Genomic DNA, 17,493 nt, shown 5'->3' with positions numbered 1-17,493 from the left:
CTAACCGTCCACGCGGAACGTCAGTGTCGTGGTGCCGAGCTGGATCATGTCGCCGGGGTTGAGCGCCACGGCCGAGACGCGCTGGCCGTTGACCATCGTGCCGTTGGTCGAACCGAGGTCGGTGAGCACGACCTGTGCACCATCGAAGTCGAGTCGGGCGTGTCGCCGCGAGATGCCGACGTCGGGCAGGCGCAGGTTGGCCTGGTCGCCACGGCCGATCACGGTCGAGCCCATCTGCAACGGGTAGGTGCGGCCGTCGCCGGAGACCAGGCGGATGTTGCGCCCGCCGGCACCGCCGCCGCCACCACCGTGCATCGGCGGCTGGCCGTAGCCCTGGTCGTAGGGCTGCTGGTAGCCCCCACCACCGCCGGGCGCGTCGTAGCCCTGCTGCACCGGCGCGACATCGCCGCCGGTGTAGACCTCGGCCGTGACCCGGAACATCCCGGTGTCCAGGCCGTCGCCCCGCTCGATCTCGACGATCACGTCGCCGTAGACAGTCCACGCCTGCTCGCCGATGAACTCGGCTTGCGACTGCGCGAGCTCCTGGGCGAGCGCGGCCGCATAAGGCGCGAGCCGGCTGTGGTCGTAGGGAGATAGATCAATCACGTAGCGGTTGGGCACCAGAGTCCGCCCGCCGGCCAGGATAGCCTTGTGCGCCTCCGCCTCCCGCTGCATGGCGTTGAGGATCTCCACAGGGTGGACGACCCCCTTGAACACCTTGGCGAAGGCCCCTTCGACCAGGCCTTCCAAACGCTTCTCGAAGCGTTGCAGCACGCTCACCGGCTCCTCCTCGGGTTCCGAGGCCATGATGGTATCCGGCCGGAGCACATGCAGTCCGCATCGCGACCGGCCACGGTCATTTGCCGGTCTCCGTGGAACGCCGTGGGAGCGCTGCCGCGCGTGACGCCTTAGGGACCGAGCCCGCCACCCAAGTGTCGGGCAACGCCGTGCTAATCTTCCCACGCGCCGCGAGCGGTAACCGCCCACGGCCACCGGCAGGGATAGCGTAATATGTCCCGGCAGCCGTTCCTGGGGAAGTGGCGGAATGGCAGACGCGCACGGTTCAGGTCCGTGTGCCCGAAAGGGCGTGGGGGTTCAACTCCCCCCTTCCCCACCAACGTTGGGCTCCGCGACTCGCGGAGCCCTTACGTTATGCTCCGGTGGTTTTTATCGCCGAGCAGCACCAGGAGTAGTTGCGTGTCCGTCGCGTTGGTGACCGGTTCCGGAGGCTTGATCGGCTCGGAGGCCACCCGGCACTTCGCCGGCCTCGGCCTCGACGTCGTGGGCATCGACAACGACATGCGGCGCTATTTCTATGGCGACGACGGGTCGACGGCGTGGAGCGTCGAGCAGCTCGGCAGCGAGCTCGGCTCCGCTTACACGCACTACGAGACCGACATCCGCGACCGGGCCGGGCTCGAGCAGATCTTCAAGAAATACGGCTCCGACATCGCGGTGGTGATCCACACCGCGGGCCAGCCCTCGCACGACTGGGCCGCCAAGGAGCCGTTCACCGACTTCGACGTCAACGCCGTCGGCACCCTCAACGTGTTGGAGAACACTCGCCAGCACTCGATCGACGCGCCGTTCATCTTCTGCTCGACCAACAAGGTCTACGGCGACCGGCCCAACAGCCTGCCGCTGATCGAGCAGGAAACTCGTTATGAAATCGCGCCCGACCACCCCTACGCGGGTGGCGTGACCGAGGACATGTCGATCGACGACTCGATGCACTCGATCTTCGGCGTGAGCAAGGTCGCCGGCGACGTGATGGTCCAGGAATACGGCCGCTACTTCGGCATGAAGACCGCGGCGTTCCGGGGCGGCACGCTGACCGGCCCGGCGCACTCCGCGGCCGAGTTGCACGGCTTCCTCGGCTACGTGATGCGCTGCGTGATGGAAGGTCGCACCTACAACCTCTACGGCTACAAGGGCAAGATGGTCCGCGACGCGATCCACTCACACGACGTGCTGACCGCGTTCGAGGCCTTCTTCCGCGCTCCCCGCTCCGGGCAGATCTACAACCTGGGCGGCGGCCGGCACTCCAACACCTCACACATCGAGGCGTTCGCCCTGGCCCAGGAGATCTCCGGGCACGAGGCGAAGATCAACTACGTCGAGCAGGCCCGGATGGGCGACCACCAGTGGTGGATCAGCAGCATGGCCCGCTTCCAGGAGCACTACCCCGACTGGCAGCAGACCTACGACGTGCCGATGATCCTGCGCGAGATCCACGCCGCCAACGTCGACCGCTGGGTGCCGGGGTCGTGATCGACCGGGGCCGGCACAGCGTCCTCGGTGTGCTCGTCGACGCCGTCGACTACGAGACGGCGACCGCCAAGGTGATCGAGGCGGCGCACGAGCGGCAGTCGCTCGCGCTGACGGCGCTCGCCGTGCACGGCGTGATGACCGGCGTGCTCGACCCGGCACACAACGCCCGCCTCAACTCCTTCGACGTGGTCACCCCCGACGGTCAGCCGGTGCGCTGGGGCCTCAACCTGCTGCACGGCACCGCCCTCACCGACCGGGTCTACGGGCCGACGCTGACGCTGCGGGTGCTGGCCCGGTGCGCCGCCGAAGGGCTGCCGGTCTACCTCTACGGCTCCACCGACGAGACGCTCGGCCGCCTGGTGCCGGCGCTGGAGAAGATGTTCCCGGCGCTCAAGCTGGCCGGCTACGAGCAGTCGAAGTTTCGCACCGCCCGGCCCGGCGAGGCCGTGGAGATCGCCGACCGGATCCGGGCCTCCGGCGCCCGGGTGCTGCTGGTCGGGCTCGGCTGCCCACGGCAGGAGATCTTCGCGTACGCCATGCGCCCGTTGCTCGACATGCCGCAACTGGCCGTCGGTGCCGCGTTCGACTATCACGCCGGCCTGCTCCGCAAGCCGCCGCCGTGGATGCAGAAGCGCGGGCTCGAGTGGCTCTGGCGGCTCGGCCTCGAGCCGCGGCGGCTGTGGCGCCGCTACGTGATCCTCAACCCGGCCTACGTGGCCCGGTTGCTGGCACAGAAGACCGGCCTATGGAAAGCGACCCCGCCGCCACCGGCGACGGAGCCGCTCACCGAGTTCCCGATCTGACCTCTGTCGCTCAGCCTCAGAGGGTCAGGGTCCAGGTGTTGATGTAGCCGGTGTCCAGCCGGGCGACGTCCTGCACCCGCAGTGACCAGGTGCCGTTGGCCGCCTCGCTGCCGAGGTTGACGGTGTAGGTGGCGTTGACGTTGTCGGCGCTGTCGCTACCGCTGCTGTTCTTCAACCGGTAGGCCGAGCCGTCCGGCGCGACCAGGTCGACGACCAGGTCACCGCGCCAGGTGTGGACGATGTTGACGGCCGCCGTCGACGCGGTCGACGCGTTGCGGTTGCAGCCGTTGATGCTGATCGTGCTGACCACCGCCGCGCCCGCGTCCGGGATGTTCACGTCGGTGCCGTTGGTGCCGGAGCAACTGCCGCCGGTGCCGCCGGTCACGGTCAGCGTGTAGGTCGCCGAGCGGGTGCCCGACGCGCCCGTGCCGTTGACGCTCACCGGGTAGTTACCCGGCGGGGTCGATGCCGAGGTGGCGATCGTCAGGGTCGACGAGCCGCCGGAGGTGACGCTCGCCGGGCTGAAGCTGGCCGTCGCACCGGACGGCAGCCCACTGGCAGCCAGTGACACCGACTGGGCCGAGCCCGAGGTGGTGCTGGTGGAGACCGTGGCGGTGGCGGAACCACCGGGCGCGACCGAGCCGGCGGTCGGTGCGACCGAGACGCCGAAGTCGTTGGCCGGCGGTGTGCCGTCGTTGACCACGAAGAGCAGCCGGTTGGGGGTGCCGGTGCCCGGGTTGGTCACCACGTTGGGTGTCGAGTTGTTGACCAGGTAGTCCCGGACCTGCTGGTTGCTCCAGGTCGGGTTGGCCGACAGCACCAGGGCGGCCGCCCCGGCGACGTGCGGCGTCGCCATCGACGTACCGCTGATGGTGTTGGTCGCGGTGTCGTTGGTCGACCAGGACGAGGTGATGTTCACGCCGGGGGCCAGGATGTCGACGCAGGTGCCGAAGTTGGAGAACGAGGCAGCCGCGTCGTTGTTCTGGGTGGCACCGACGGTGATCGCGTTGGGCACCCGGGCGGGCGAGTAGTTGCAGGCGTTCTGCCGCACACCGAGGGTGTTGCCGTTGCCGGCCGCGATCGCGAACGTGACGCCCGAGTTGATGGCGCTGTTGACGGCGTTGTCGATCGCGGTGTTGGCGCCGCCGCCGAGGCTCATGTTGGCCACGGCGGGCTTGATCGCGTTGGCGGTGACCCAGTCGATGCCGCCGACCACCTGTGCGTTGGTGCCGCTGCCCTGACAGTTGAGCACCCGGACGGCAACCAACTGCACACCCTTGGCCACGCCGTACGCCGAGCCGCCGACCGTGCCGGAGACGTGCGTGCCGTGGCCGTTGCAGTCGTCGGCCGCACCGCCGTCGACCGCGTCGAATCCGCTGACCGCCCGCCCACCGAACTGCTGGTGAGTGGTCCGGATGCCGGTGTCGATGATGTAGGCGTGCACGTTCGACGCCGTGTTCGGGTAGGTGTAGGACTGGTTCAGCGGCAGGTTGCGCTGATCGATGCGGTCCAGGCCCCACGACGGCGGGTTGGTCTGCGTGCCGAACGCGTGCACGGTGTGGTTCTGCTCGACATAGGCCACATTCGGGTTGGCCGCGACCCGCTTGGCCTGCGCCGCGGTGGCCTGCAACTCGAAGCCACGCAACGCGCTGCGGTAGGTGCGGATCACCTTGCCGCCGTGCCGGCTGGCCAGCGTCGACGCGTTGCCGTCGACCGACGCCTTGGCCACCGTGGTGTTCTTGAACACCACGATGTAGCTGTCGGCCACGGCGGTGTCGCCGCCGGCACTCAGCACTGTTCCGGACGGTTCGGCGGCCGCCGCGGGTGCGGCGAACGCGAACGCGGTCAGGGCACCGACCCCGACCAGGACGAACTTGCGCGGGAGACTCATCTCCCTCCTCCCCTCCGATCGGCGGACCGCCTCCCGCTCGTGGCGGGATATCGGCGTTCACCGATCGATGGTGAGGTTATGCGCAGTGGGGCGAAGTAAACAGATGTCGAATTTTCTATATCACGGCGGGATGGCCCCTACGGGATACTTCTGCGGGTCGGGCCGGGGGCCGGCCCGGATGTGTCCGCCACGCCCGTCGGTGAGGATCGATGCATGGGGACCTCACTGGCACTGACCGCCGCCATCGCGGCCGCCGCGCTCGCCGCGGCCGCCCTCGCCGACCTGCTGCCGCGCGCCACCACCGCGGCCGTGCTGCGCAAGCGGGCCACGCGCCTGCAACTGCTGACAGGTGGCCTGGTCGCGGTGCTGGCCGGGATCGGTCTGGCCGGTCTGCTGGGCTACGGCGACCTGGTCCCAGCGGTGTTGCCGTTCGCGGCACCCGCGCTCGCCGTCGGTTTTGTTTCCCTCCGCCGGCTCGGCCGGGTGCGGCGCGGGGCCGCCGCGTTCGCGACGGCGCCGCACACTCCCGCGCCTCCGGGCCTGCGCGCCGCGGCCGCGCATCCCCTACTTGCCCTGCCGATCCAGGTCACCGCGCTGGCGGGCGTCGCGGCCGTGCTGGCCGCCGCCGGCCTGGTCGCGCTGACCGTGCCCGCGGTGCTTGGTGTGGTGTTGACCGCCGCCGGGCTGGTGGTCACCGGCATCGGCGTACGCGACGCGCTGCGCCACAGCCGTCTCGCCGAGGGTGCCGTCGCCCGGCCCGAGCGCCTAACGCGGCCGGTTGGAGTCCTGCAGGTATAGCAGTTCCAGAATGGAGCGAGCCGCTTCGAACCAGCGGTCCAGCCAACCCGCCGTCGGGATGCTCCCCTTCGGCGGGAGTTCCAGCAGCAGCCCGCGCAGCAGCGGGTGGTCGGCGATCAGCGCGTCGCCCGGGATATCGCCGTTGATCCACTGCGGCGTCGGGTAGCCCGCTTCGATCGCCTGGAGCGCGGGCCGCTCCTGCGCCGCGTTGTTGTTGAGATCGGCCGGCATACCCTGACGGACGACCCGCTCGGGGTCGCGCTCAGCCGGCGCCTCGATGGTCAGGGACGCCTCGCGCCTGGTCTTGCGGTAGGGCCCAGCGAAGCGCTCCTGCGTCGCCGAACCGTTTCCGAGGTTGTCGGGCATGGTCATTCGTCTGTCGCCTGCCTGCTCGTTCGGACTAACCCGCTCGGCGGGTTGACCTGGCATTTGCCGTGTCTTCTGGTACAACGACCCGGCGCGGTGACAGTTCTGGTCCCGCTCTATTCCTGGTCTGGCCCTGATCGCCTTCGAGCAGAAACCAGGCGCCCTCCGGGGCTGGAGGACGCCTGGTGGGTTCTGGGTTTACTACAGGTCGAACTCGCCGTCCTTGGCGCCGCCGACGAACGCGTCCCACTCGTCGATGGTGAACAGCAAGGCCGGTCCGGTGGGGTTCTTCGAGTCGCGCACGGCAACCGCGTCCGGAACGAAGGCGACCTCGACGCAGTTGTCGCAGTTGGGCCCGCTACGCGTGCTCTTCTGCCAGACCGCGCCGGTCAGATCGACATGAAACCCCTTGGTCTCGCCTTCCACAGTGGCTCCTTAGCTAGCTTGGCAATGTAGGCAACCGACTCCTCGGGGCGGAGCGCGGCCGCACGGATGTGGTCGAAGATGAAGACGTACTTCCGCAACTCGTCGCTCTTCTCGATGAAGAGGCCCCCGGTGGCGTTCTCCGCGTAGACCACTTCGGGGTCACTCGGCTCCGGGAACTCCAGAATGGCGAAGGTGCCGTCCATGCCGGCGTGTGCGCCGGCCTCGAAGGGCAGTATCTGCAGGGTTACGTTGGGGAGATCCGCCGCTTTAACAAGCCTTTCGAGTTGGGCCCGCATGACGACGTCACCGCCAACAGGCCGGCTCACCACAGCCTCATCCAGGACGAACCAGAGGTCGATCGGGTCGTCCTCTTTTAATAACGACTGACGAGCCCGTCGGACACTCACCCGACGGTCTACATCCTCGGCCGTGAAGTCTGGCCGGGCCGCGCGGATCATCGCCTTCGCATAGTCCTCCGTCTGCAGGAGCCCAGGAACGGCTTGCTGCTCGTACGCGCGGATGGAATGCGCTGCCGCTTCCAGTCCTACATAGGCGCCGGCGAGCACCGCACCATATGGGTGCCACCAACCCTTTTGGCGGGCTTCGCGGGAGATCTGGACGAGCTCTTCGCACTCGGGGCCGGTGATCCCATAGATGGCGAGCATGTCGCGCACGTCGCGCGGCGTCGCGGAGGTGTGGCCGGTCTCGATCCGTGAGATCTTCGACGCGGAGCATTCCAGCCGCTCAGCGACGCCGTCGATGGTGACACCGGCAGCCTCGCGACGGCGGCGCAACTCAGCGCCGAGTCGCCGGCGACGGATGGTCGGGCTCCGGCGTTCGGTCACCGGGTCACCTCCGGACAGGTGCGGAAAGACGTCGTTTAGCGTCCGCACCCGCCGCAGAGAACAGGGCCAAATCGGACTAATGCGGCGAGCTTCGCGTATTGCTACGGTCGCTTGAGTTGATGCGGCTTCAGTCTGACGTCCTAATCGGTCGGACATCAAGGACCATAGCGGCCACAAGAGGCCACGAAAGCACTACCAAAGTGCAACTTGCATTGATCATGTTGTTGGTGCACTCTCTACGTATGCCACGGGTTACTCAGCGTTTCTGAAAGATCAGTTCTCCCCGACGGTCCTTTTCTGAGTTGTCCCGATCATTCGGCTTCGGAACAGGAGTAGATGTGCTTCCTCGCTCCGGTGACGTGCTGCACGTGACTCGCGCGGCGAGCGTCCAGTTCATCGACCCTCTTCTCTTCCGCGTAATCCGCGTTCACGACTGGCCCACCTACGACGGCTGGGTCTGGCTCGACGGATACGAGCTCAACGCGGCCGGCGACGCGGTAGAGCGACGCTCGATCTTCGTGCAGGTCAACGGCTTAAGGCAGCTCCGCTCGCCAAACGACCTAAGGGCAGCACCCCGCCGCCTGGGCGCCCCGGCGATGCCGGTCGCGGCTCGCGCGGGCTAACCGACCGCGTTCCACGCATGTCGCGGCCCTCCCGGCTCTAGACTCGACATACCCACCGAAATGTTCCTCCACGGCGTGACCAGGACCCCTATTCCTGGGGGTCACCCATGGTCAAGCCACCGGCGCGACCGCTGATCCGCTGTGTCCCGGTGTATCTCGCGGCCGCCGCGCTCGTCGTCGGCGGCGTCGCCCTACCCGGCGTCGCCCTGGCGACCCGTGGCGCCCCGCTCACCGAGCCCGCGGCGCTGCCTCGCGCGAACGCGACCCCCGGCCTGGCCGGGAGTTCCCGCACGCCCGCGCATGCCGGCGTGGCCGGGCGATCCGCCACGCTCGCGCTGGCCGGCGTGGCCGGGGGATCCGGCTCGCCCGCGCTGGCCGGGCTGCCCGAGGCCGCTGGCGTGGCCCAGATCGCCGGCGTAGCCAGGAGCGCCGGCATGCTTGCGATTGCCGACGTGCCCGACGCTGGCGTCGGCAGGATCGCGAGCATGCCACGAATTACGGGCGTGGCCGGGATCGCTGCCGCGCGCGGAATCGCGGACGTCGCCGGGATCGCTGGCGTGCCCGACGCCGCTGGCGTGCCGGGGCTGGCTGGCGTGCCAGGGCTGGCCGGCGCGGCCCGGATCGTCGGTGACTCCGGGGCCGCCAGCGTGCCTGGGATCGCTGTCGTTCCCGAAATCGCCAGCGTGGCCGGGGTACCCGGCGCGACCGGGCAGTCGGGCCTGGTCGCCACGGAGAACCAGGGGCCAGCGGCGGTGCCGAGGCCGCTGTGGCAATACCTGCAACCGCTGCCGCCGCGGCCGGGTGGGCAGCCCACGGCCGGGTGGGTCGGCGCCGGGCAAACGGTGGCGGAGGAGCCCTTCGACCCCGACGGGGACTGGCCCGACGACCCCGACCCGGACCAGGAAGCGCCCGACGACGAGCAAGAAGCACCGGACAACGCTGTGCCCACCGAGCCGACCCCGGCTCCGCCGGCGGCTCCGGTGCAGCCGACCGTCGCTCCCGCGCCACCGCCACCGCCGCCGCCAACCGGCAACGGGGTCGCGCCGCGCCCCGCGCCGGGTGAGCGGACGCCGAAGTACCAGAACAAGCGCCGCACGGCTACGCCGTCACCGGCCGACACCCGCGGGCTCGACGAACTCTTCCCGGACCGCCCTTCGGCACACCCGACGCCGGGCGCGGGCGCGGCCGCCGGCGGTTCGGGCGGATCGGGTGGGGCCGCCTACGGCCCACCACTGATCTACTCCGGCCTTGGCGGCATGGTCGTTTCCGCGGTCGGCATCGCGATTGTCCTCAGCCGCCGCCGGGGCTGGTGAGAACCTAGGGCCCGGGCGGGACCAACGGCGAGGTGGTTGGTGTCGGGGTCGCCGGCGGGGTGGTCGGTGCGGTCGTCGGGCCCAGCGAGACCTCGAGCGTGACCGTCGTGCCGGGTGGGACCTCGGTGCCGGCGTCCGGGTCGGAGCCGACCACGGTGCCGGCCGGCTCGTCGGACGCGACGTAGTTCAGTCGCGCCGGCAACCCGGCGTCGGACAGAAGCTGTCCGGCATCCAGCACGCTGCGCCCCTCGACCACCGGCACCTCGACGGCAGCCGGGGTGGTGGCGGTGGGCGACGGCGAGCTTGTCGTGGGTGCCACGGTCGTCGGCGCCGCCGTGGTTGGTGCCGGCGCGGAGCTGGTGGCCGTCGGCGCCGGCGTCCCGCCGTCGCCGCGCAGGATCAGCCACAGGCCGAAGGCCAGCACGCCGAGCAGGATCAGCGCGATGATCCCGACCAGGATCGGCATCCACCAGCGCCGTCCGCCGCCGTCGCCCGGCTGCCAGTCATCGCGCGGCGGGCCGTCATCGGGTGGCCCGCCCGGACCGCCGGGCTGCGGGATGCCGGCGCGCCCGGCCCAGGCCCGATCGTTGGGCGGGGTGGCGTTGCGCGGACCCGATTGTTGCTGGATCCGGGTGGTGCGATCGTCGCCGTTGCCCGGGCCCGAGCGCTGGATCCGGGTAGTGCGGTCGGCCGCCGAGATCTGCGTGGTGCGATCGTCGGCCGCCCGGTCAATGCGCGCGGTGCGGTCAGGATCGTCCGGCAGCCGCTGGGTCTCCGCGGCCGCGTCCGACGCGTCGTCATCCTCGTCGTCGCGAATCGGGTCGAACGGCGCGGTCTGGTCAAGCGGCCGACCGGCGCCGTCGGGCAACGCCTGAGTCCGATCCGCCTCGGCCTCGTCATCCCGGATCGGATCGAACGGCGCCGTTTGGTCGAGCGGCCGGGTGCGATCCGACGCGGCCTCGGCGTCGCGGATCGGGTCGTTGGGAGCCGGCTGGCCAGGGTCGTCCGAGCCGGCACCGCGCTTTGGGCGCGGGTCCTCGGGCTGGTCGGCCATCACGATCCCTTTCTACGCCGGGAAGATCCGGCACCGACCCTAGCCTGCTGGGCTGAAACCCGCTTCTCGCGACCACAACGGTTGTGGATAGCAGTCTCGCCCGCGGTGCGGCCGGACGCTACGCTGCCCGGCATGGCCGTACGAGGCTGGGGAGGATCGATCGCCGCGGCGATCGGTATTGCCGCGTGCGCGGGCGCCGCGCAGCTCGGTCTCGGCTACGGCCTGGGCATCATCACCTGGTTGCCGGCATCCGACCGGGCCGGCGAAGCGGCCTGGGCGGCGAGCCTGGCGTGGGCCGCGTGGATCGCCGCGACATCCACCGTCGCCGGTGCGATCGGCGCGCAACGCCTGGCCGACGACGAGGGCGAGCCGCCCGCCGCCGCGCTGCTCGGTCGGGTCTCGCTGGTCATCGCCGCCGCCGTCGGTGCGTTGGTCACGGTCGCCCTGGTGGCCGTTCCGGCCCGCGCCGCCGTCCGGGCCGACACGTTCTCGCCGCAGACCATTGCCGCGGGCTACGCGGTGATCGGTGTCCTGCTGGGCATCGTCGTCGCGATCTGGACCCTGTCGTCACGCGCCGCTGCGGTCAACGTCATCGCCACGGTCGGTTGGCTCTGGCTGCTCTCGGTCGTCTCGGTCAGCGAGGGCGTGATCTCCGGTGGTGACCAGGCCCCGGCCCAACTCGGCGTCTGGCAGATCACCGGCGGTGGCGAGGCCTTGTGGTTCCGCGACTACCTTTACTGGCCCGGCGCGGCCCTGTCGCTGGGCGCGGCCTTCGTCATCGGCGCTCTGGTCGCCCGGGGCCCGGCGCGCGACCCGCTGCACCGCGTCGGTGCCGCGGTCTCCGGCATCGCCGGCCCGCTCGTCGTGGCCGCTGCCTACTTCCTGGCCGCCCCGCGGCTGTCCGGCATCCGGCCCGAGCAGGTCTCCGCTCACCTGCTGGCGCCCTACGCGGTCCTGGCCGGACTGGCCGGCTCCGTGCTGGTCACCTCGCTGGCGCAACGCGCCGACCGCCTCGCCACCGGCGTCACCGTCCCGGCCCAACGCGGCGAAAAAGCCGCGGACGACCCCTTCGGCGACGGCGAGACAACCCGCTACGCGACCACCACGACGACCGCGGCATCCACCGACCGGGCCTACGGCGAGGCCGACGAGCACGGCTACGGCGAGTCCGACGAGCACGGCTACGGCGCGCGAGGCAGCGCGAGCGACAGCAGCGAGTCGGCGACCACCCGCACCTCCGTCGCAACGCCCCTGTGGCCCGAAGGCACCGCACCTGGCGACCCCGAGCCGCCGGCCGATCCGGAGCGCAAGCCCCGCCGCTTCGGCCGCCGCAGCAAGTAAACGGCACCAGCCGCGGGTCAGAAAGCCACCGCGGCGAGACGACCGTCCTTAGTCGATCGGCCAGGTGTGCACGGGGTCGTTGGTGCGTTGTAGCTCGCCATACCGGGTGAGCATGTGGTGCAGGGCGGTGGTCCGGTCCATGCCGCGCTTGTGTTCGGCCACCCGCACCATCGCGGTCTGCCAGGCCGCGCCGTTTTGGCCCGTGCGGCAGCGTTCGCCGATGATGCCGAGCAATTGGTCGCGGAAGCGGGGTGCGACGCCGAACCGGTCAAGGCCGGCGGCCGCCCGCGGCAGCAGCACGTCGGGCACCAGGTCGGCGATCCGGACTTCGCCGTGCCGTGGCCAGTAGACCCGGGCGTCCAGCCCGCGCCGGGCCGCGGCGTGGAAGTTCTCCTCCGCCTTCGTGAACGGCAGCTGGCTCCAAATCGGACGGTCGGCCTCGGCCAGGTCGCGGACGAGTCCGAAGTAGAACGCCGCGTTGGCCAGCATGTCGACCACCGTCGGGCCGGCCGGAAGCACGCGGTTTTCCACCCGCAGGTGCGGGCGGCCGTTGGTGACGTCGTAGACCGGGCGGTTCCAGCGGTAGATCGTGCCGTTGTGCAGCCGCAACTCGCCCAGATGTGGCACGCCGCCGTTGTGTAGGACCTCGACCGGGTCCTCGTCGTCGGTGATGGGCAGCAACGGCGGGAAATAGCGCACGTTCTCCTCGAACAAGTCGAAGATGGACGTGATCCATCGTTCGCCGAACCAGACCCGCGGGCGTACACCTTGCGATTTCAGCTCATCGGGCCGGGTGTCGGTGGCCTGCTCGAACAGCGCGATCCGGGTCTCCGCCCAGAGCTGCTTCCCATAGAGATAAGGGGAGTTGGCGCCGATGCCGACCTGGATGCCGGCGATCGACTGCGCGGCGTTCCAATAGCTGGCGAAGGCGTCTGGCGAGACCTGAAGGTGGAACTGCACGCTGGTGCACGCCGACTCCGGCGCGATCGAGTCGGTGAAGGTCTGCAACCGTTCGACACCGCGGATGTCGAGCCCGATGTCTTCGCCGCGGGCGTCGACGATCTGCTCGTTGAGTGCCCAATAGCGCTCGTTGCTGGAGAGGTTGCCGAGCACCAGGTGGCGCGGGGTGAGCGTGGGCAGGATGCCGATCAGCACGATGGTCGCGTCGGCCTTGTTGGCCCGGTCTTCCGCGCGCCCGAGGCTGGCCTGGATGTCGTGCTGGTAATCGGCGAAGCCGTCGCCCTCGATCATGCGGGGACGGGCGTTGAGCTCGAGGTTGAACTGACCGAGCTCGGTCTGGAAGGTCGGATCCGCGAGGTTGGCGAGGATCTCCGCGTTGCGCATGGCTGGCTCGGCGTCTTTGTCGACCAGGTTGAGCTCGATCTCGAGACCCGTCGTCGGCCGCTCGGCGTCGAACTCGAAGTCGTCGAGCATCAACGCGAAGACATCGAGACATCGCCGGACTTTCTGGCGATAACGGACGCGATCTTCGCGGGAGAAACCAAGCGGCGACACATCCTTGCCCATGTGTGCCCTCCCCGGCGCACGGCCCCGTATGACTGGCGGTGGACCCTTCACGGTAGGAGCGCGAGGGGCGCTCGGCCAGGGACAAACCAAATACTTATCACCCTTTGTAAGCGGATCAAAGCGTTCAGTCCACCATACGCCAGGGCCCCGGCAGCTTGGATCAGCTGCCGGGGCCCTGGAAAGAGGGGTAAATCAGGCCTGACGAACGGCCTCGCCCTCGAGCTCGATGCGCACCTTCTTGCCCACCAGAACGCCACCGGTCTCCAGGTTGACGTTCCAGGTCAGGCCGAAGTCCTCACGGTCGATCTCGGTGTGTGCCGAGAAGCCGAAAATGTCCATGCCGTAAGGGTTTCGGCCGGCGCCCTCGAACTCGACCTTCAGGTCGACCTTGCGGGTCACGCCGCGGATCGTGAGCTCGCCGGGGAGCACGAACTCGTTGCCGTTGACCTCCTTGACGCCACCGATGCTCTGGAACTCGATGGTCGGAAACTCCTCGGTCTTGAGGAAGTCGGGGCTGCGGAGGTGGGCGTCACGGTCCGCGACACCGGTGGTGATGCTGGCGGTCTTGATCGTCGCGGTGACGGACGACTCCAGCGGGTTCTCGCCGACGGTGATCGTGGCAGATGCCTCGTCGAAGTGACCGCGTACCTTGGCGACCATCATGTGGCGCGCGGTGAAGCCGACCAGCTTGTGCGCGGCGTCCAGGTCGTACGAGCCCGCGGTGGGGATGGTCAGGCCGTTCCAGACGCGGGTGTTGTTGGTGACGGTGTCGCTCATCGGAGAAGAACCCTTCAGCGGTTGTCGGGACGAACTCAACGCTTGATTGAGCAACTATATCTCTCGCAATATTCCGCATGTCAAGGACTGGTACACTCAATCTCGTGGCTGAGCTGTTAGACGATCCCCGCATCACCGCGATCGGGCTGCTCTCCGAGACCTTCATCGGGCTCTCGGCGCGCTTCGCCGCGCAGTTCGCGGGGCAGAAGCTGTCCCCCGTTGAGTTCGAGGTCCTGATGCGGCTCGCCCGCTCCCCCGGTCACGAACTACGCATGACCGACCTCGCCGCCCAAACCTCGCTGTCGACCAGTGGCGTCACCCGGGTGGTCGACCGGATGGAGCGCGACGGCCTGCTCCGGCGCCGCGCCTGCCCCACCGATCGGCGCAGCTCCTACGCGGGCGTCACCAACGCCGGCATGACGAAGCTCACCGATACCCTGCCGGGCCACCTGGCGCTGATCGAGGAGTGGTTCACCGGCCAGCTCACCCCGGCCGAGCTCGACCAGCTCCTGAGCCTGCTGCGCCGGGTGCGCGACGCGGTCAACCCCTGCGCCACCGCCGGCGTTCCCGAGCGGGGCGGGGTGTGCGACCCCGACGACCCCGACAACGAGCCCGACACCGACCCCGACGCCGAGGCCGACGAGCCGGAAACCCTCAGCGCTCGATAGGCCTAATCGGTCACCGGCAGAAAGACCGGCAGAACCGATAACCTCTTATCGCCAAAAGCCACATTTGGTACGCCGAGCGCGCGGCCACCGATACGGTACTCACCAGCAACACACGCAACGGGGACAAAGCGCGAGCGCCACGGGGGGCGCGGCGCGGACGTTATAGATAGTCCGTCGGGGGGCGGGCTGGTCCGCGTCGAGCGGGGGTGGAAGGCAGCCGGTGCTGACTGAGTGGGAGGGCGGTCAGCGCCGGCTGTCTTGTCCTTCGGCCCGGCTTCGCTCCGTGGCCAGCAGCGTGATCCCGCCTTCTTTGCAGACCGCGTCGAGCCGCTCGACCACCGCTCCGCGGGTCTCCTCTTCGTCGGTCACCGACGCCAGCCCGACCAGCGCCTCGGCGACGTCGCGCAGGTCGCGCCCGCCGGCGTAGGCCTGCACCGCGACCCCGAACCATTCCGCCGCGAGCACCCGGTCACCGCGCTTGGCGGCCAGCGTCGCCTCGATCATCGCGCTCGGACCCTGCACGTCGCTGGCCGGCGCCTCGCCCACGTCAGTGCCGGACGCCGTGGACCGAAGTTGGGTCAGCACCGCGAACGCGTCGTCGAAGCGGTCGGCCAGGGCGAGCGCCAGCCCGATCGTGCCGAGCACCCGGGCCCGGTGCCCCGGGTCGCCGAGCCGCTCCAGGGCGGCGATCGCGCGCCGGCCCATCTTCACCGCGTCTTCGTAGCGCCCGTCGAGGCGGTTGACCTCGGCCACGTTGGCCAGCGCCAGGGCGCGCAGCCGGTCATCGCCGCACTGGGCGGCCAGCCGGTCGACCGCGGCCATCCGTCGCCGCGCCGCGGCCAGCTCGCCACCCCGGATCTCGTGCCAGGCCAGGTTGCTCTGCGCGACCGCCATGTCGCGGGTGCGCCCGGTGCGGGTCGCCAGCGCCAACGCCGCCGCACCGTGCCGGCGCGCCTCGTCGTAGCCGCCCGTCGACATCCACAGCCCCGAGAGTTGGTTGCGCGCGGCCAACTCGCCGGACACGTCGCCCTGCTCGCGGAAGGTCGCCAACGCCTCCTCGGCCGCCGGCAACTCGAGCGGGCCGGCGCTGTGCTCGGCGGCGAGTTGGGCCACGCCGAGCTGGGCCCAGGCCCGCAGCACCGGATCGGCATCCGCCGTGCGCGGGTCGTCGAGCAGCCGGCGCAGCCACTGCCGACCGGCAGCGTCGCGGCCCCGGAACCGCCACCAGCGCGGCAGGTTGGCGGCCAGCAGCAGCGCGGTGTGCGGGTCGTCGATCGCCGAGTGGGCCAGCGCCGCCCACAGGTCGCTGGTCACCTCGTCGAGCCGGGCCACCGCACCGGCCAGCCGGCCACCGGCCAACTCTGGCGCCACCCGGGCGGCGAACCGGGCCATCACCTGCGCGTGCCGGCGCCGGATCGCGGTCAGCTCACCCTCGGCCGCGGCCTGCTCCTCGGCGTAGTCGCGGACCACGTCGAGCAGCCGGAACCGCATCGAGCCGGCGCCGCGCATGCCGAGCAGGCCGAGCGCGACGAGCCGGTCGAGCAGCGGCACCGGGTCGCCGTCGAGCGCGATGCCCGGCGCGGCCGTGTCGGCCAGCATGGCCTCGCCGAGCTCGACCGACCAGCGGTTGCGGAACGGCGACAAGCGCCGCACGGCGACCTGCTCCTCCGGCTCGAGCAGCCGGTAGCTGGCCGCGACCGCGTCGCGCAGGCTGACGGCGATCGCCTGGTAGGCACTTCCCGGCGCCGTCTCCGGGCCGGCCAGGTCGAGCAGCCGGTGCCCGTAGCGGTCGAGGATCTGGTTCATGTCGAGCACCCGGCCGCGGGCCGCGGCGAGCTCGATGGCCAGCGGCAGCCCGCCCAGCCGGCGGACCAGCCGGACCAGCGCGCCGACCTCGCCGGGCTCCAGTGGGTCGCGGCGGACCCGGCGCAACCGGTCGAGGAACAGCGCGACCGCGGGATATTTGGACACCGCCGACAGGTCGAGGTCGTCGGTCGGCGGCACCTCGAGCGGCACGACCGGCCAGACGCGTTCGCCAGGCAGCCCGACCGGGTGCCGGCCGGTGGCCAGGATGCGCAGTGACGGCGCCACGGCGACCAGCCGGTGCAGCGCCTCGGCGACCGCACCCGGCGCCCGCTCGACGGCGTCGACCAGCAGCAGGCTCGGCGCGCCGGCGAGCCGGTCGGCCAACTCGTCGGCGCGGGCGACGCCCAACACGGTCGCGGCGGCGGTCAGCACGTCGCTCTCGGTCGAGCCCTCGGTGATCAGGATGCCGGCGACGCCGCCCGGGTGGCGTTCCTTGACCCGTTCGATGACCGACAGCGCCACGCTGGTCTTGCCGACGCCGGCCAGCCCGACGAGGGTGACCAGGCCGTCGCCGCGCAGCAGGGTGAGCGCGACCTCGGCGACGTCGAGGTCGCGGCCGACCAGCGGGCCGGGCGGCGGAAGCCCACGCCCCCGGCTGGCCGCGGCCGAGGCGAGGGGTGTCAGCGAGGGAACCGGGTCGGGCGCCGGTGCGGTCGGCGCGCCGCGGGCCACCGCCAGAAACTCGGTGCGCGCGGCGCCGCTGAGGTGCAGCGCGGTCGCCAGCAGGTCGACGGTCGTCCGCTGTGGCCGGGACGCCCGCCCGCGCTCGAGATCGCGAACGGTCCGGACGCCAATCCCGGCCCGGTTGGCGAGCTCGCTCTGCGTTAATCCGGCGTCGCGGCGGCGCGCTTTGAGCAGGGCGTCGAATCCCTGGTCAGCAGCGTGATCCGCGGTCATGGGCTGGAAGGGTACGCAGGTCAACGC

16 protein-coding genes and 1 tRNA gene are annotated in these 17,493 nt (G+C 70.5%); 8 read left to right on the top strand and 9 right to left on the bottom strand.

From position 1 onward, the window contains the following. On the bottom strand, positions 1–807 hold the full coding sequence (locus DFJ67_RS11915; RefSeq protein ID WP_116076073.1) for an FHA domain-containing protein: 807 nt from the start codon (positions 805–807) through the stop codon (positions 1–3). A gap of 224 nt (positions 808–1,031) precedes the next feature. Here DFJ67_RS11915 and DFJ67_RS11910 point away from each other — a divergent pair. The 3 genes from DFJ67_RS11910 (at position 1,032) to DFJ67_RS11900 (ending at position 3,074) form a co-directional block, all read left to right on the top strand. Next, a tRNA-Leu gene (locus DFJ67_RS11910) sits at positions 1,032–1,117 on the top strand. Between the two features lie 80 nt (positions 1,118–1,197). Then, on the top strand, positions 1,198–2,271 hold the full coding sequence (locus tag DFJ67_RS11905) for an NAD-dependent epimerase/dehydratase family protein (protein WP_116067939.1): 1,074 nt from the start codon (positions 1,198–1,200) through the stop codon (positions 2,269–2,271). Next, positions 2,268–3,074, top strand: coding sequence for a WecB/TagA/CpsF family glycosyltransferase (locus DFJ67_RS11900; RefSeq protein ID WP_409362952.1), 807 nt, complete (start codon positions 2,268–2,270; stop codon positions 3,072–3,074). Before DFJ67_RS11905 ends, DFJ67_RS11900 begins: the two co-directional genes overlap by 4 nt. Before the next feature lie 16 nt (positions 3,075–3,090). On the opposite strand, the gene DFJ67_RS11895 is transcribed toward DFJ67_RS11900, so the two are convergent. Next, positions 3,091–4,965: a S8 family peptidase gene (locus tag DFJ67_RS11895; RefSeq protein WP_116067938.1), complete on the bottom strand. Its 1,875-nt coding sequence runs from the start codon at positions 4,963–4,965 to the stop codon at positions 3,091–3,093. Positions 4,966–5,178: 213 nt separating this feature from the next. On the opposite strand from DFJ67_RS11895, the gene DFJ67_RS11890 reads away from it, so the two are divergent. Beyond that, positions 5,179–5,763 carry a hypothetical protein gene (locus DFJ67_RS11890; protein WP_116067937.1) on the top strand — a complete coding sequence of 195 codons (585 nt, stop codon included), beginning with the start codon at positions 5,179–5,181 and terminating at the stop codon, positions 5,761–5,763. Here the strand turns inward: DFJ67_RS11890 and DFJ67_RS11885 are convergent. From DFJ67_RS11885 to DFJ67_RS11875, 3 genes are all read right to left on the bottom strand, one after another. Beyond that, positions 5,731–6,129, bottom strand: a complete 399-nt coding sequence (locus DFJ67_RS11885) for a hypothetical protein (RefSeq protein WP_409362895.1) — start codon at positions 6,127–6,129, stop codon at positions 5,731–5,733. The genes DFJ67_RS11890 and DFJ67_RS11885 overlap by 33 nt on opposite strands. A gap of 201 nt (positions 6,130–6,330) precedes the next feature. Further along, entirely contained in the window at positions 6,331–6,555 is a 225-nt protein-coding gene (locus DFJ67_RS11880) for a DUF397 domain-containing protein (protein ID WP_089255717.1), read from the bottom strand. Then, entirely contained in the window at positions 6,519–7,400 is an 882-nt protein-coding gene (locus DFJ67_RS11875; RefSeq protein WP_116067935.1) for a helix-turn-helix domain-containing protein, read from the bottom strand. Before DFJ67_RS11875 ends, DFJ67_RS11880 begins: the two co-directional genes overlap by 37 nt. 338 nt (positions 7,401–7,738) lie before the next feature. Between DFJ67_RS11875 and DFJ67_RS11870 the strand changes: the two genes are divergently transcribed. Then, the gene (locus DFJ67_RS11870) at positions 7,739–8,023 is read left to right on the top strand and encodes a hypothetical protein (protein ID WP_308442491.1); all 285 of its coding nucleotides are present in this window, start codon (positions 7,739–7,741) and stop codon (positions 8,021–8,023) included. 107 nt (positions 8,024–8,130) lie between these two features. Then, positions 8,131–9,336, top strand: a complete 1,206-nt coding sequence (locus tag DFJ67_RS11860; RefSeq protein WP_170215811.1) for a hypothetical protein — start codon at positions 8,131–8,133, stop codon at positions 9,334–9,336. A gap of 4 nt (positions 9,337–9,340) precedes the next feature. On the opposite strand, the gene DFJ67_RS11855 is transcribed toward DFJ67_RS11860, so the two are convergent. Then, a complete protein-coding gene (locus DFJ67_RS11855) occupies positions 9,341–10,390 on the bottom strand; it encodes a PASTA domain-containing protein (protein ID WP_116067932.1) in 1,050 nt (349 codons plus the stop codon). Between the two features lie 132 nt (positions 10,391–10,522). Between DFJ67_RS11855 and DFJ67_RS11850 the strand changes: the two genes are divergently transcribed. Then, positions 10,523–11,731: a hypothetical protein gene (locus DFJ67_RS11850; RefSeq protein ID WP_239097053.1), complete on the top strand. Its 1,209-nt coding sequence runs from the start codon at positions 10,523–10,525 to the stop codon at positions 11,729–11,731. A 48-nt stretch (positions 11,732–11,779) separates the two neighbouring features. On the opposite strand, the gene DFJ67_RS11845 is transcribed toward DFJ67_RS11850, so the two are convergent. Beyond that, positions 11,780–13,258, bottom strand: coding sequence for a glutamate-cysteine ligase family protein (locus DFJ67_RS11845; protein ID WP_116067931.1), 1,479 nt, complete (start codon positions 13,256–13,258; stop codon positions 11,780–11,782). Between the two features lie 192 nt (positions 13,259–13,450). Further along, on the bottom strand, positions 13,451–14,035 hold the full coding sequence (locus tag DFJ67_RS11840; protein WP_116067930.1) for a YceI family protein: 585 nt from the start codon (positions 14,033–14,035) through the stop codon (positions 13,451–13,453). A gap of 77 nt (positions 14,036–14,112) precedes the next feature. Between DFJ67_RS11840 and DFJ67_RS11835 the strand changes: the two genes are divergently transcribed. Next, on the top strand, positions 14,113–14,703 hold the full coding sequence (locus DFJ67_RS11835) for a MarR family winged helix-turn-helix transcriptional regulator (RefSeq protein WP_116067929.1): 591 nt from the start codon (positions 14,113–14,115) through the stop codon (positions 14,701–14,703). 243 nt (positions 14,704–14,946) lie between these two features. Here the strand turns inward: DFJ67_RS11835 and DFJ67_RS11830 are convergent, their stop codons facing one another. Beyond that, on the bottom strand, positions 14,947–17,466 hold the full coding sequence (locus tag DFJ67_RS11830) for an ATP-binding protein (protein ID WP_116067928.1): 2,520 nt from the start codon (positions 17,464–17,466) through the stop codon (positions 14,947–14,949). Positions 17,467–17,493 lie beyond the last annotated feature (27 nt).

This window comes from Asanoa ferruginea, from assembly GCF_003387075.1.
GTDB lineage: Bacteria > Actinomycetota > Actinomycetes > Mycobacteriales > Micromonosporaceae > Asanoa > Asanoa ferruginea.
This window is presented reverse-complemented; position numbering and strand designations above follow the sequence as displayed.

What these genes read in the sequence shown, in the direction of transcription:
- DFJ67_RS11830 (WP_116067928.1), bottom strand. Translation starts at nt 17,466, where the DNA reads ATGACCGCGGATCACGCTGCTGACCAGGGATTCGACGCCCTGCTCAAA.
- DFJ67_RS11855 (WP_116067932.1), bottom strand. Translation starts at nt 10,390, where the DNA reads ATGGCCGACCAGCCCGAGGACCCGCGCCCAAAGCGCGGTGCCGGCTCG.
- DFJ67_RS11860 (WP_170215811.1), top strand. Translation starts at nt 8,131, where the DNA reads ATGGTCAAGCCACCGGCGCGACCGCTGATCCGCTGTGTCCCGGTGTAT.
- DFJ67_RS11845 (WP_116067931.1), bottom strand. Translation starts at nt 13,258, where the DNA reads ATGGGCAAGGATGTGTCGCCGCTTGGTTTCTCCCGCGAAGATCGCGTC.
- DFJ67_RS11895 (WP_116067938.1), bottom strand. Translation starts at nt 4,965, where the DNA reads ATGAGTCTCCCGCGCAAGTTCGTCCTGGTCGGGGTCGGTGCCCTGACC.
- DFJ67_RS11835 (WP_116067929.1), top strand. Translation starts at nt 14,113, where the DNA reads ATGTCAAGGACTGGTACACTCAATCTCGTGGCTGAGCTGTTAGACGAT.
- DFJ67_RS11890 (WP_116067937.1), top strand. Translation starts at nt 5,179, where the DNA reads ATGGGGACCTCACTGGCACTGACCGCCGCCATCGCGGCCGCCGCGCTC.
- DFJ67_RS11915 (WP_116076073.1), bottom strand. Translation starts at nt 807, where the DNA reads ATGGCCTCGGAACCCGAGGAGGAGCCGGTGAGCGTGCTGCAACGCTTC.
- DFJ67_RS11840 (WP_116067930.1), bottom strand. Translation starts at nt 14,035, where the DNA reads ATGAGCGACACCGTCACCAACAACACCCGCGTCTGGAACGGCCTGACC.
- DFJ67_RS11885 (WP_409362895.1), bottom strand. Translation starts at nt 6,129, where the DNA reads ATGCCCGACAACCTCGGAAACGGTTCGGCGACGCAGGAGCGCTTCGCT.
- DFJ67_RS11850 (WP_239097053.1), top strand. Translation starts at nt 10,523, where the DNA reads ATGGCCGTACGAGGCTGGGGAGGATCGATCGCCGCGGCGATCGGTATT.